The sequence below is a fragment of the Polaromonas sp. genome, from assembly GCF_039930745.1.
Classification (GTDB): domain Bacteria; phylum Pseudomonadota; class Gammaproteobacteria; order Burkholderiales; family Burkholderiaceae_C; genus Polaromonas.
This window is the reverse complement of the sequence record NZ_JBDTTH010000002.1, coordinates 105535-119176: the sequence shown is the minus strand read 5'-3', so window position 1 is coordinate 119176 and position 13642 is coordinate 105535. Positions and strand designations below refer to the sequence as shown.

The 13642-nt window shown below is 63.6% G+C and carries 12 protein-coding genes; 9 read left to right on the top strand and 3 right to left on the bottom strand.

All coding sequences use genetic code 11. The features are described 5' to 3' along the window. Positions 1-428: 428 nt before the first annotated feature. Complete coding sequence (locus ABI660_RS01670; RefSeq protein WP_348064290.1) at positions 429-1067, bottom strand: 5-formyltetrahydrofolate cyclo-ligase; 639 nt, start codon at positions 1065-1067, stop codon at positions 429-431. A 9-nt stretch (positions 1068-1076) separates the two neighbouring features. On the opposite strand from ABI660_RS01670, the gene ABI660_RS01665 reads away from it, so the two are divergent. Then, entirely contained in the window at positions 1077-3101 is a 2025-nt protein-coding gene (locus ABI660_RS01665) for a transglycosylase SLT domain-containing protein (protein ID WP_348064288.1), read from the top strand. Positions 3102-3215: 114 nt separating this feature from the next. On the opposite strand, the gene ABI660_RS01660 is transcribed toward ABI660_RS01665, so the two are convergent. After that, positions 3216-3659: a hemerythrin domain-containing protein gene (locus ABI660_RS01660; RefSeq protein ID WP_348064287.1), complete on the bottom strand. Its 444-nt coding sequence runs from the start codon at positions 3657-3659 to the stop codon at positions 3216-3218. Between the two features lie 401 nt (positions 3660-4060). Between ABI660_RS01660 and ABI660_RS01655 the strand changes: the two genes are divergently transcribed. The 8 genes from ABI660_RS01655 to ABI660_RS01620 all read left to right on the top strand — a co-directional run bounded on the left by ABI660_RS01655 (position 4061) and on the right by ABI660_RS01620 (position 12248). Continuing rightward, positions 4061-5056 carry a complex I NDUFA9 subunit family protein gene (locus ABI660_RS01655; protein ID WP_348064337.1) on the top strand — a complete coding sequence of 332 codons (996 nt, stop codon included), beginning with the start codon at positions 4061-4063 and terminating at the stop codon, positions 5054-5056. A gap of 108 nt (positions 5057-5164) precedes the next feature. Next, on the top strand, positions 5165-5854 hold the full coding sequence (locus tag ABI660_RS01650; protein WP_348064285.1) for a glutathione S-transferase family protein: 690 nt from the start codon (positions 5165-5167) through the stop codon (positions 5852-5854). A 2-nt stretch (positions 5855-5856) separates the two neighbouring features. Next, complete coding sequence (locus ABI660_RS01645; protein ID WP_348064284.1) at positions 5857-6177, top strand: NIPSNAP family protein; 321 nt, start codon at positions 5857-5859, stop codon at positions 6175-6177. Positions 6178-6220: 43 nt separating this feature from the next. Further along, the gene (locus tag ABI660_RS01640) at positions 6221-7498 is read left to right on the top strand and encodes a multifunctional CCA addition/repair protein (RefSeq protein WP_348064282.1); all 1278 of its coding nucleotides are present in this window, start codon (positions 6221-6223) and stop codon (positions 7496-7498) included. A gap of 113 nt (positions 7499-7611) precedes the next feature. Continuing rightward, positions 7612-8409 carry a trehalose-phosphatase gene (gene otsB, locus ABI660_RS01635; RefSeq protein WP_348064280.1) on the top strand — a complete coding sequence of 266 codons (798 nt, stop codon included), beginning with the start codon at positions 7612-7614 and terminating at the stop codon, positions 8407-8409. After that, on the top strand, positions 8406-10244 hold the full coding sequence (locus ABI660_RS01630) for a glycoside hydrolase family 15 protein (protein ID WP_348064278.1): 1839 nt from the start codon (positions 8406-8408) through the stop codon (positions 10242-10244). The genes otsB and ABI660_RS01630 overlap by 4 nt, the downstream gene beginning before the upstream one ends. Before the next feature lie 142 nt (positions 10245-10386). Beyond that, the gene (gene otsA / locus ABI660_RS01625; protein ID WP_348064276.1) at positions 10387-11769 is read left to right on the top strand and encodes an alpha,alpha-trehalose-phosphate synthase (UDP-forming); all 1383 of its coding nucleotides are present in this window, start codon (positions 10387-10389) and stop codon (positions 11767-11769) included. Positions 11770-11846: 77 nt separating this feature from the next. Next, positions 11847-12248, top strand: a complete 402-nt coding sequence (locus ABI660_RS01620; protein WP_348064274.1) for a hypothetical protein — start codon at positions 11847-11849, stop codon at positions 12246-12248. Positions 12249-12365: 117 nt separating this feature from the next. Here ABI660_RS01620 and ABI660_RS01615 read toward each other — a convergent pair whose 3' ends face one another. Beyond that, entirely contained in the window at positions 12366-13361 is a 996-nt protein-coding gene (locus tag ABI660_RS01615) for an ROK family protein (protein ID WP_348064272.1), read from the bottom strand. Between the last annotated feature and the right edge of the window lie 281 nt (positions 13362-13642).

The following is a 13642-nucleotide window of genomic DNA, read 5'->3' as shown; positions in this document are numbered from 1 at the left end:
CTTCTTGGAGACCAACTCCAGGCGCTCCGATCTCTTCAGCCATCCCCCTCCAACCCAACACAGGTATGCGAAGTATGAAAGCAGTGACGATACCGCCAATTGATAGAAAATAGTGATCCCAAAAAGCACCGGCTCTGTTTCGATGCTAACTGTGGCTCTGCTGTATTTGCTGACTACATGAATGCTACCCGTGACTGCTCCGTGAATTACGATCACGACCAGATAGACCAGCGCAAATAACGACAACACAACTGCGCCGCACCTCGCAAGCCAAATGCCGGCTTTGCCAGGGGTGCTTTTTTTGTCGGGTCGGTTTTGATCGGACATGAACCCAGGCTAATGTAAAAGTGGACTGCCGCCATTTGCTACAAAACCGCTTCCTGCAGGTGTGGCTCCGCGCCGACCAGCCAGCGCCAGGAGGGCAACCATCAAACCGGCCAGACCACACCCTTGTCATTCAGGATCGCATCCAGCGGCACATCATGCGGTTCCGGCTCCAAGTCCGGCAGCCAGCCATGGCTGTAGCCCAGCCCCACGGTGAAGGGCTTCGGCTGCAGCGTCGCTAGCGTGCGGTCGTAAAAACCGCCCCCGTAACCGAGCCGGAACCCACCCGGGCCGTAGCCGACGCAGGGCACAAACAGCAGGGTCGGCACGATCACCTCGGTGTCTTTGGGCTTGGGAATGCCGTAGGCGTCCTCTTCCATCGGGCAGCCGGGGTACCAAGCATGAAAGGTCAGGGTTTTGTGGACCTTGTTGACCACCGGCAGCCCGATCTTGCGTGGCGAGCGATTTGCTATGTTTTCAGTAGCTATCTCCGCCCGCCCCTCAAGGGCTTGCCCGTGATTTCCTTCGGATTCCTGGCTTAAAATGGCATCTTCCTGCCATCGGTACAAGGCGGGCAGCGGATCAAACTCTCCCTTGATCGGCCAGTAAGCCCCGATCACCGCGTCTTCGCGACCCACCAGCCAGATTCGCATGACCCGCTGCAGCAGGTCGGCGCGCTGTAGTCGGTCAGGCAGGTTCAGGCGTTGTTCAATCAGGTCTCTTCGTGCAGTTAATTTATCCATAATGATCCGATGCTATCCAACTCTATTCTGAAGGCCCTGGTTTCGGGTTTGTCTGCCTGCGCACTGCTCACGCCCGCATGGGCACAAAACAATGGCTCCAGCGCCGATGACGTGTTGCTGGAGATGAACAAGGCCTTCCAGCGCAGTGATAAAACCCGGTTGGCGCAATTGCTGCCCCAAGCCCAGGGCCATGCCCTGGAGCCTTGGGCCGCCTACTGGGAGTTGCGGGCACGGCTGGGTGAGGCCAGCGCCCGGGAAGTACAGGACTTCATGGCGCGTTACGCCGGCAGCTACCAGGAAGACCGCTTGCGCAACGACTGGCTGCTGCTGCTGGGTCAGCGCCGCGACTGGACCGCCTTCACCGCCGAATACCCGAACTACCGAATGCAGGACGACAAGGACGTGCGTTGCTACGCCCTGCTGATCGAAAGCCTCACCCGTCCGGAGGCGGTTCAGCGTGACGCCGACGAAGTCCGTAAAAACTGGTTCGCGCAGCGCGAAGCAAGCGATGGTTGCACGTCGGCCGCTTCGCGGCTGGTCGGCACCAAAAGCCTCACCGCGCAGGATGTGTGGCTCAAGGCCAGGCTGGCGATGGAGGCGAATCGCCCACGCGCTGCCCGTGAAGCGATCGAAATCATCGCACCGGAAGCCCTGCCCCTGGTGGCGGAACTCAACAACAGCCCGACCAGGTTCCTGGCCGGCAAGATGATTGCAATCAGCAAGGTCCGCAGGGAAATCATCACGCTGGCGCTGGTCAAGCTGGCGACCAGCGACATCGAGGGCGCGGCACGCCTGCTGGAAGACAAATGGGGTCTGCAACTCACAGCCGAAGAGCGCAACTGGGTGTGGGGGGTCATCGGCAAACAGGCCGCGCGCCGCCTGAGCAATGACGCGCTGGGCTACTTTGCCAAAGTCAGCCGTGACACCGATCTGAACGACGACATACTGGGCTGGAAGGCGCGCGCCGCGCTGCGCGCCGGCAGCACGCCGCGCTGGCCACTGGTGCTGGGCGCCATCAACGCCATGAGCGATGAAGCCCGCAAGGAGCCCGTCTGGATCTACTGGAAAGCACGCGGCCTGCTCAGCAATGCGCCAGCCCCGCTTGCCAGCGCACCGGTGTCGCCGCAGCGGGCCGAGGCCCTGGCCCTGCTGCAATCGATCGCTTCGGTACGCGGGTTTTACGAGCAACTTGCGCTGGAAGAGCTGGGCCAGAAAATCACCGCGCCGCCGCGGCCTGCGCCCCTGACACCGGAAGAAAAGGAGACTGCGCGCCTGAACCCCGGCCTGAACCGCGCGGCTTACGCCATCACCATTGGCCTGCGTCCGGAGGGGGTGCGTGAATGGAACTACAGCACCAACCTGCACCAGCGCGGCGGACTGGGCGAGCGCGAGTTGCTGGCGGCCGCCCAATTTGCCTGCGACCGCGCCATCTGGGACCGCTGCATCAACTCCAGCGAACGCACGTCGACCGTGATCGATTTCGAGCAGCGCTTTCCCACGCCTTTCCGCGCCGCAGTGCTCCAGCGCAGCCGCGACATCGGGCTGGATCCGGCCTATGTCTATGGCCTGATCCGCCAGGAGTCGCGTTTCATCATGGACGCCCGTTCGGGCGTGGGCGCTTCGGGCCTGATGCAGGTGATGCCAGCCACGGCGCGTGAAACAGCCCGCTACATCGGCCTGACGGGATTCACCGCCAGCCAGCTCAATGACCGCGACACCAACATCGTCATTGGCACGGCCTACCTCAAGCGCGCGCTGGATGATTTCGGCGGCTCCATGGCGCTGGCTGCCGCCGCCTACAACGCCGGACCGGGGCGGCCACGCAGCTGGCGCAACGGGCCGGTGCTGGAGGCCGCCATCTGGGCCGAGAACGTGCCTTTTGCCGAGACACGCGACTATGTGAAGAAGGTACTTTCCAACACCACCAATTACGCCGCACTGCTGACCGGGCAACCCCAGTCACTCAAGACCCGCCTGGGCACTGTCGGACCGCGCGACCCCTCGGCGCCGCCACCCGACGAGAAGATGCCCTGACAAGCCTGCCGAAACCCGACAGGAAGGCGATAGATGACGCGCCTTTGTAGGCTTTGGCCTATTTCCCGCGAATGCGCTGAACAAGCTGCCGTGAACGCGCCGCGCAGCAGGAGATCAGGCCTTGACGCGCTGCGACACAAACTCGCCCTCGTACCCCTTGGCCAGGGACAGTTTTTCGGCTTCGGTGAGCACCTTGCCCGCCAGCTGGAAGATGCCCTGCTCTTCGTCATTCAGATGATGAAAGACCTTGTGATGCAGCTCTTTGGCAGCAGCCAGCCAGGCGGGCGAGCTGAAGTCGATCTCTTCGAGCTTTTCCACCAGCTCGTCCATCTCGTGGTGTTCGGCAATGCCATGGCGCGAGGGCTCCTGCGTCATGTCATGGGCAATCAGCGGCACATAGAAAAATCGCTCTTCGGCCGCAGCATGAGCCGCGAGTTCGGCTTGCAGCTCCTTGAACAGCAGGGCGCGCTCCTTGCTGTCCCCCGAGGTCTGGATCAGGCTGTCCGCCAGACCGCGCTGGGTCTCGTGGCTGACGCGCAGGGCTTCAAAAATATTCATCCACCGATTATCCTGAGGCCCTGCATCAAATGGTGTAGGCGAACAGGCCAGGGCCTCTTCAGGCCGGCGCCTACACCCACCTCTTTTTTTCGGGAACGTTTTACGTCCGCTGCCGTGAAGGCGTAGGGCCTGTTCACACTATTTATGCAAGATGCGTTGCTAGTCAAAAAGGCCATGCGCGAGGCGCAAAATGCAGCCGGGCTGTCGCCCGGCAAGGCTTTGCAACACTGCGCATGGTCTTTTTGGCCGCAACCCGGAGGGAACGTGGTTAAAACAGCGCCACTCGTCGTTGCACTCCTAGCCCAGACGCCCAGTCTGGGCGTCGTCGCGCGCCTTGATTGGCGCTGTTTTAACCACGTTCGCACTTGTATAAATAGTGTGAACAGGCCCTAATCATGGATATGACCATCAAAAAAATACTTGTTCTCGGCGGCACCGGCTTTGTGGGCCGCCATGTCTGCGAAAAACTCACGCGGCTGCAGTGGCGCGTGACGGTGCCGACGCGGCACGAGACCAGCGCGCGGAACATCCAGATGCTCCCCGCGCTGGATGTGTTTGAAGCCGACGTGCATGACGAGGCCACGCTGGCCAGGCTGGTGGCGGGGCACGATGCAGTGGTCAACCTGGTGGCCATCCTGCACGGCACGCAGGAGGCGTTCGACAGGACGCATGTGCAACTGCCGCAAAAACTGGCACGTGCCTGTGCGGCCCAGGGCGTGCGGCGGGTGATCCACGTCAGCGCCCTGGGCGCCGATGCGCGAAACCCGGATGTGGCGCCGTCGATGTACCTGCGCAGCAAGGGCCACGGCGAGGTGGCCCTGCATCAGGCCGGGCTGGCGCTCACCCTGCTGCGCCCGAGCGTGATCTTTGGCGCCGATGACAAATTTCTCAACGTCTTTGCGCAGCTGCAAAAAACCTTTCCCGTCATTCCGCTGGCTGCCAGCCACGCCCTGTTCCAGCCGGTATGGGTGGAGGATGTGGCGAGCGCCATCGTGCACTGCCTGCAGGACGCCCATTCCCATACCACGGTTGGCCAGACCTTCGAGGCCTGCGGCCCGGGCGTCTTCACGCTGCGGCAGTTGGTAGAGATGGCAGGACGCCTGAGCGGCGTGAACCAGGGCCGGGGCCGCCCTGTGATTGAGCTGCCCGCGGCGCTGGGCCGGCTACAGGCGCGCCTGATGGAGCTGACCCCCGGCGAACCGCTGATGAGCCGCGACAACCTGGCTTCGATGACGCAGCCCAACATCGCCAGCGGCAACCTGCCGGGGCTGGAAGCACTGGGCATCACGCCAGCGGCACTGGAAGCCGTGGCGCCCAGCTATCTCGGGCCGCTTAACGCCGGCTGGGGCCCGCGCAGCAACCTGACACTCAAGCGCAAGACCGCGGGCCGCTTCTAGGGGCAGGTTCTGCCGCGGCGGCGGCCGTGCATCAATTTCAGCGCTTTTTTGCATCAATGCATGGCCTGCCGCGCGTTAGCATGGCCGGTTGTTCACAAGGGAAGCCACATGCTCAAGCTCTATATCGCCAATAAAAACTATTCCTCCTGGTCCATGCGGCCCTGGGTCTTGCTGAAGCAGGCGGGTATTGCGTTCGAGGAAGTCATGGTGCGGTTTGGCACGGACACCTTTGCGGACGATTCCGCTTTCAAACAGGGCATTCTTGCGGTCAACCCCTCGGGCCGGGTGCCGGTGCTGGTGGACGAAGGCTTTGCCGTCTGGGACACGCTGGCGATTGCGGAGTACGTTGCCGAGAAGTTTCCGCAAAAGCAACTCTGGCCGCAGGATGCCCAGGCCAGGGCACGGGCACGCAGCGTCTGCGCAGAAATGCATTCAGGCTTTGGGGCGTTGCGCAGCGCCTGCCCGATGAACATCGAGGCGCCCCTCTCCCAAACCGGGGCCATCATCTGGCGCGACCAGCCGGCCGTACGCAAGGACGTGCAGCGCATCGTGACGATGTGGACAGAGCTGCTGGAGCAGCACAAGGGCTTCATGCTTTTTGGGGAATTCTCGATCGCTGATGCCTATTTCGCGCCGGTGTGCATGCGCCTGAAGACTTACGCCCTGCCGGTTCCGGACGTCGTCACAGATTACGTCGGCCGGGTCTGCGCCTTGCCCGGCGTGAAGGCATGGATGGCGGATGCCCTGGCCGAAAAAGACTTTGTTGTTGCCGACGAGCCTTACCGGGCTTCGCGCTGATCATGGCCAAAAGTACGCTTGTCACGATTTACCTGCGTTACGTGCTCGACACCAGCAAACTCAAGGAATTCGAGCATTACGGCAAGCTGTGGATTCCGCTGGTGGAAAAATTTGGCGGAAAACACCACGGCTATTTCATGCCGGGAGAAGGTGCCAGCAACATCGCGCTGGCGCTGTTCACGTTTGACAGCCTGGCGGCCTATGAAAGCTATCGCCAGCGTTCTTTTGAAGACCCGGACTGCCAGGCCGCCTTCAGGTATGCCGAAGAAACGCGTTGCATCGTCAGCTACGAACGCAGTTTTTTCCGCCCGGTCTTTTCCTGAGTCAGCCACAGGCCAGCGCTACCCGAGCCGCTAAACTGCCTCCATGGAAATTTTCATGGTTGGCGGTGCGGTGCGCGATGCCTTGCTGGGCCTGCCGGTGCAGGACCACGACTGGGTCGTCGTCGGCGCCACGCCTGAAGAACTGACCGCCCAGGGTTACCTGCCGGTGGGCAGGGACTTCCCCGTCTTCCTGCACCCGCAGACGCGCGAGGAATACGCGCTGGCGCGCACCGAACGCAACACCGCGCGCGGCTACCGCGGTTTTGAAGTGCATGCCGCGCCCGACGTCACACTGGAAGAAGATCTGGCGCGGCGCGACCTTACTATCAATTCAATAGCTGCTCCCGCCCATCCAAAAAGGTCTGGAGCCGGATTTGAGGCAAATTTTGAAGCCCTCATCGATCCTTACGATGGACAAAGGGATATTCGGAACAAGGTGCTGCGCCACGTTACCGATGCGTTTCGCGAAGACCCGGTGCGCATCCTGCGACTGGCGCGCTTTGCCGCCCGGTTTGCCGATTTCACGGTGGCACCCGAGACCCTGGCGCTGATGCGCGAGATGGTGGAGCAGGGCGAGGTCGATGCCTTGGTGGCCGAGCGGGTGTGGCAGGAGTTGGCCCGCGGCCTGATGGAGCGCACGCCGTCCCGCATGTTCGAGGTGCTGCGCGCGTGCGGTGCGCTGCGCCATCTGCTGCCCGAAGTGGACAAACTCTGGGGCGTGCCGCAGCGCGCCGAATACCACCCCGAAGTGGACACCGGCGTGCACCTGATGATGGTGCTGGACATGTCAGCCCGGCTGGAAACCAGCCTGCCCGTGCGTTTTGCCTGTCTGGGCCACGACCTCGGCAAGGGAACAACACCTGCAGACGTGCTGCCCAGACACATCGGCCATGAGGAGCGCAGCGCCCGGCTGCTCAAGGGCGTGTGCGAGCGCCTGCGCGTGCCGACCGACTGCCGCGAGATGGCCGAGGTCGTGGCACGCGAACACGGCAACATCCACCGCAGCGCGGAATTCAGCGCGGCCGCGCTGGTGCGACTGCTTGAACGTTGCGATGCATTTCGCAAGCCGGCGCGCTTTGGCGAGATCCTGCTGGCCTGCGAATGTGATGCACGCGGCCGCCTGGGCCTGGAAAATTCGGCCTACCCACAACGGCCCAGGCTGGCCCAGGCGCTGCAGGCAGCGCAGGCTGTGGTGACGGAAACCGTGGCCCAGGCAGCGCAGGCGGCCGGGCTCTCGGGGCCCAAAATCGGCGAGATGATCCACGCCGCGCGGGTGCAGGCGGTGCAGGCCTGGCTGCAGGGGTCCGCAGAACCCGGCTGAAGAGCTGCCACGGGTGCCAAAGGCCTTGCCCTGCCGCGGCCCGGAAGGTGAAAACGGCATATGCGCATCTGGCCTACAAGCCCGCAGGCGAGATTCTGCTAAGGTGAGTTTTGATGCAAACAAGCCCCCGAAACCCACTCCTCGAGACGCTGCCTCCCATCACGCCAGGCACGGCACTTTTTCTGGATTTTGACGGAACGCTGGTCGAAGTGGCCTCGCAACCGGAAGCCGTGGTCGTTCCGGCCACGCTCACCGGCGTCCTGGCCGGCCTGTACAGGCAACTGGGCGGCGCGCTCGCCCTGGTGTCGGGCCGGCGCCTGATGGACCTCGACACCTTCCTGGCACCGCTGCAACTGCCGTCGGCAGTGGAACACGGCGCGCAGCGGCGCAACGCCGAAGGGCTGCTGATCAGTGCCCCGCCGGCGGATATGCGCCATGTGCTGCAGGCTGCCGAAGGGCTGCTGGAGCTGCACCCGGGGCTGCGGCTGGAGCGCAAGAACCTGGCACTCAGCCTGCACTACCGCCATGCTCCCGAACTGGAGGAGCTGTGCATGCAGGTCATGCGCGCCGCTGTCGAGCGCAGCAGCGGCCTGGACCTGATGCAGGGCAAATGCGTGATCGACCTCAAACCCGTCGGCGTGAGCAAGGGCACGGCCATCGCCGCGTTCATGGCGGAAGCTCCTTTTGCGGGACGCCAGCCGGTTTTCGCCGGCGATGACGTCACCGATGAATCCGGCTTCTCGCAGGTTCAGCAAATGGGTGGGTATGCGGTGAAGGTCGGACCCGAACGCACCGTTGCACACCACCGCTGTGCCGGCGTTGTCGAGCTGATGGCCTGGCTGCAATCGGCCATGCCGGCGGCAGCAAGCGCGGGCGCAGGCGCCAGCGGTGGACAAAGGCTTACTGCATGAGTTCAAGCGCCAACGCTACAAGCGCCCCGCCCGCCCCGGCTTTTCCACCGTCCGCGCCACCGTCGCTGGCGCTGGGCGTGATCGGCAACTGCGGGTTCAGTGCGCTGGTCGATGCCCGGGGCCGCATTGTCTGGTGCTGCCTGCCGAGGTTTGACGGCGACCCGGTGTTCAATGCGCTGCTCGATCCTGGCGACAAAGGCAGTGCTTTTGCCATCGAGATTGAAAATTTCTCCCACAGCAAACAGTGGTACGAGCCGAACACGGCCGTGCTGCGTACCCAGCTGTTCGACCAGGCCGGCCAGGGCATAGAGATCACTGATTTTGCGCCGCGCTTTTACCAACGCTCACGCTTTTTCCGGCCCATCACCCTGGTGCGCCGCGTCCGGCCCCTTCAGGGCGCGCCGCGCATTCGGGTGTCGCTGGACATCCGTTACGACTGGGGCCGCAGCAAGCCGGTCATCACCCAGGGCAGCAACCACCTGCGCTACGTCGGCGACGCGCTGACCCTGCGGCTCAACACCGACGCGCCCCTGTCGCACCTGCAGTCCCGCCAGCCCTTCGTGCTGACACGCGAGCACAACTTCCTGCTCGGTGCCGACGAGTCGCTGGCCGACGGCATTGCCGACACCGCGCGCCTGTTCGAGGAGGAAACCCTGTCCTACTGGTGCAAATGGAGCCAGCGGCTGCATATTCCACTCGAGTGGCAGCCGGCCGTGATACGTGCTGCCATCACACTCAAGCTCTCGCTGTTTGAAGACACCGGCGCGATTGTGGCGGCCATGACCACCAGTATTCCCGAAGCACCAAACAGCGGACGCAACTGGGACTACCGCTTCTGCTGGCTGCGCGATGCCTTTTTTGTGGTGCGTGCACTGAACAGCCTCTCCGAAGTCGGCACCATGGAAGACTATCTGCGCTGGCTCAGCAACGTCGTGGTGCAGGCCGGCGGCGGCCACATCCAGCCGCTGTATGGCATTGGCCTGGAGCGCGAACTGCCCGAAGCCTGCTACGAACACCTGGGCGGCTACCGCAACATGGGGCCGGTGCGCGTGGGCAACCAGGCACAGGAGCATTTTCAGCACGATGTCTATGGCAATGTGGTGCTGGGTGCGGCCCAGTCCTTTCACGACCACCGGCTGCTGCATCAGGCCGGCGAGGCCGAATTCCTGCGGCTCGAAGCCGTCGGCGAGCAGGCCGTGCGCAACTACGACAAGCCCGACGCGGGCATGTGGGAGCTGCGTACCCGTGCCCGGGTGCACACCTCTTCGGCGCTGATGTGCTGGGCCGCCTGCGACCGCCTCGGCAAGATCGCCGTGACCCTGAAGCAGCCCGACCGCGCGATTTACTGGCACGGCCACGCCAACACCATGCGCGAGCGCATCCTGCGCGAATCATGGAGCGAGGAACGCCAGGCCTTTGCCGAGAGTTTCGGTGGCCGCGACCTGGACGCCAGCGTGCTGCTGATGATCGAGGTCGGCTTCATCGACCCAAAAGATCCGCGCTTTGTTGCGACGGTGGACGCACTGGAAAAACACCTGTGCGACGGCCCCTACATGCGCCGCTACGAAGCACCAGATGATTTCGGCAAGCCGGAAACTGCCTTCAACATCTGCACTTTCTGGCGCATTGACGCGCTCGCGCGCATAGGTCGCAAAGAACAGGCGCGCGAGATTTTCGAGACCATGCTGGCCGCCCGCAACCACCTGGGCCTGCTGTCGGAAGACACCCACCCGGTGACCGGTGAAATGTGGGGCAACTTCCCGCAGACTTATTCCATGGTCGGCATCATCAATGCTGCGGTGCGCCTCTCCGCGCCTTGGGATAGTCAAGTATAAAAATGAAGCCCCCACGCTTGTCGCTTCGCGTACTGCCCTGCCCCCCGAGGGGGCGCTGCGCCTGCGGCGCGGCAAAGCCGGTTCCGCGGCCCCGGCTGGCCGCAGTCAAAGATGTCCCCTCGTTCCGCACGGGCAGTGCCTCATGAGCCGGCTGGTGGTGGTATCCAACCGAGTCGCTGACCCGCGCAAGACGGCCGCGGGTGGCCTTGCCGTGGCGCTAGGCGATGCGCTGTCTGCCAACGGCGGCGTGTGGTTCGGCTGGAGCGGCACCGTCATCGAGGACGGCACGCCGGGTGAAGGTGAGGTTCACACCCAGCAGGCCGGCAACGTGACCCTGAGCACGGTAGACCTGTGCCGAGAAGACCACGACAGCTATTACCTGGGCTACAGCAACGGTGTGCTCTGGCCGGTGTTTCATTACCGGCTGGACCTGGCCGACTTCGATGCCGGCTTTATCGGCGGCTACCGGCGCGTCAACCAGATGATGGCGCGCAAGCTGCTGCCGCAGCTGCTGCCCGACGACATCATCTGGGTGCATGACTACCACCTGATCCCGATGGCCGCCGAGTTGCGCGCCATGGGCTGCAAGAACCGCATCGGTTTTTTCCTGCATATTCCGCTACCGCCGCCGCTGATCCTGGCGGCCATTCCGCAACATGAGTGGCTGATCCGCTCCCTGTTTGCCTACGACCTGGTGGGTTTTCAGGCGCAGGCCGATGTGGAGCATTTCTCGCGGTATGTCGGCGAAGAAGCCGGTGCCGAGGCATTGAACCAGCACCAGTTCCGCGCTTTCGGGCGCACTGTGCAGGCCCAGGCTTTTCCCATCGGCATCGACGTTGACGAGTTCGCCGCGCTGACGCATGGCAAGGAAGCGCGCGAGATGCACGAGCGCATGAAGGCAGAGTATTCGCGCCGCCGCCTGCTGCTAGGCGTCGAGCGCCTTGACTATTCCAAAGGCCTGCCGCAACGCCTACGCGCCTTCCGCAAACTTTTGCAGAAATACCCGGAGAACCTCAACAGCGCCACGCTGATCCAGATTGCCTCACCCAGCCGGGAGGCACTCGACACCTACACCGGCCTGCGCCAGGAGCTGGAAAGCCTGTGCGGCGCCATCAACGGCGACTACGGCGAGCTGGACTGGATGCCGGTGCGCTACATCCACCGCAACGTTGCGCGCAAGCGCCTGCCGGGCCTGTACCGCGTGGCTGCGGTGGCACTGGTCACGCCGCTGCGCGATGGCATGAACCTGGTCGCCAAGGAATTCATCGCCGCGCAAGACCCGGCCGACCCCGGCGTGCTGGTGCTGTCGCGTTTTGCCGGCGCGGCCGAACAGCTCAAGGAAGCGCTGCTGGTCAACCCCTACGACAGCGATGGCACGGCTGAAAGCATCCAGCTGGCCCTGCAGATGCCGCTGCACGAACGCCAGCGGCGGCACCAGAAGCTGCTTGAACGCATACGTCGCCAGGACGTGCACTGGTGGCGCAGGAGCTTCCTGGACACCCTGTCGCAGATCAGCCCGGACTGAGCCCATCCTCCTGCCCCGCCCGGCCTGCTGGCGAAAAAACCGGCGTTGTGCAACCATTCGGTACCTACTGGACTGACATGGCCCCCCACAACTACCTCAATCGCTCGCTGGCTGATGGCATTCGCAAGGTCGGGTTTCGCAAGTGGTATGAGCATGAACTGCTGTCCAGCCACGCCCACATGCTGCTGGCCCTGCTGTGCACAATCGCGCTGATGGCCACGCTGGAGCTTTTCCACGGCGGCACCCTGGGCGAAAAACTGCTGAACACCCTTCTTTTCATCATCAGCGGCGCCGTGGGGCTGTGGGCGCTGCGTCGCTACCTGTATTTACTGGCACATGCCGAAACGCTGGCAGACCAGGCCAACTGCCAGGTCTGCCAAGCGTACGGGCTGCTGAATGTGGCGGAAGACGGCGACCGCCATGACGGGGTACGGGTGAAGTGCCGCAAATGCGGCCACGAATGGATGCTGCTGCCCTGAAACCCAGGCGGGGTCATTCCGTTTCCAAATCATTCGTGAACGCGAAGGCGAAGCGACGACAGTACAAACGTACAGCTAGCAAAGCCGACAAAGTGCACGGATGATTTGGAAATGGAATCAGACTACCAGCGCCAGCGCTGCGTAGTCGCCCACCTGCTCCTGCAAGCCGGCCGGAACCAGTACAAACGTCCCCGTCACCGCCGGCAGCTTGCCGGTGATGTGCGCCTGCAGGCGCGGCAGCAGGTAGTCGCGGTGATGCCAGAACACGCTGCCGCCCAGGCTGATGCGCTGCATGTCCAGTGTCACCACCAGGTTGTACAAAGCCCGGCCCATGACCCGGCATGCATCATCAATAATGGCCACAGCCCCCGTGTCTCCTGCGCGGGCAGCTATCAAAATAGAAGCAGAATCAACATAACCCAGCGTTGAAAAGCGCCGCGGCAAGGCATTGCCGGCCACCAGCGCCTCGACATCGCCGATGTTGCCGCAGCCGCACAAGGCATCGTTGTTGTCGCTGACAAACATGTGGCCCGCATGGCCGGCGTTGCCGTTTTTGCCGCGCAGCACCCGGCCATCCACACACAGGCCGACACCGATGCCTGTGCTCCAGGTCACGTAAGCGCAATGGTCCACGCCCTGCAGCGCACCCCAGCGGCGCTCAGCCTCCAGTGCTGCCATGCCGTCGTTTTCAACCCGCACGGAAGCGAAGGCCGCGCGCAGCGGCGCTTCCAGCACGGCCGTCGTCCAATTGTTGGGCAGGCCCCGCGCCGCGCCGGCCAGGCCGCCGCAGATATTGGGCGTCGCCAGCTCGACACAGCCCTGGTTCAGCACAAACGGCCCGCAGGACGCCACCCCAACCGCGGCAACGTCCCCGGGCCGAATCTGCGCCACTGCGCAGCTGGCACTGATCATGCGCAGCACCTGCTGCGCCAGGGCATCCGAGGCGCCCTCTTTGGCCGTCGGTTCCACCCGCCGGCCCTGCACACCACGCTGGTCCACCACGCTGACCGCCACCTTGGTGCCACCCACATCCACACAGGCCACAGGCGCCGCCCCCGCAGGCAAGCGAATGTCGGGGCCGGAGGAAGTTTCAGGCGGTGTCGGTGCAGGCATGTTCATCAACCTAGAAACCGCAGTTGGACGCGCCCGAGTGGGCCGTCATGGGGTGGGCTGGCAAGGCAGTGACATAGCCCCCACGCTTGTCGCTTCGCGTACTGCGCTGCCCCCCAAGGGGGCTGTGCTTGCTTGGGACGGCCCTTCGCAGCGCACAACGCTGCGGGCTTGTGCCCGCAAGGAGGAGCAACGCCGCCAGCGCGCGCCAGGGCGGCTCAATCGGGTGCGTAGCGCCGTCACCTGAAAGGAGAACTCGTGCGTGAGTGAATAAGTGTATGGTC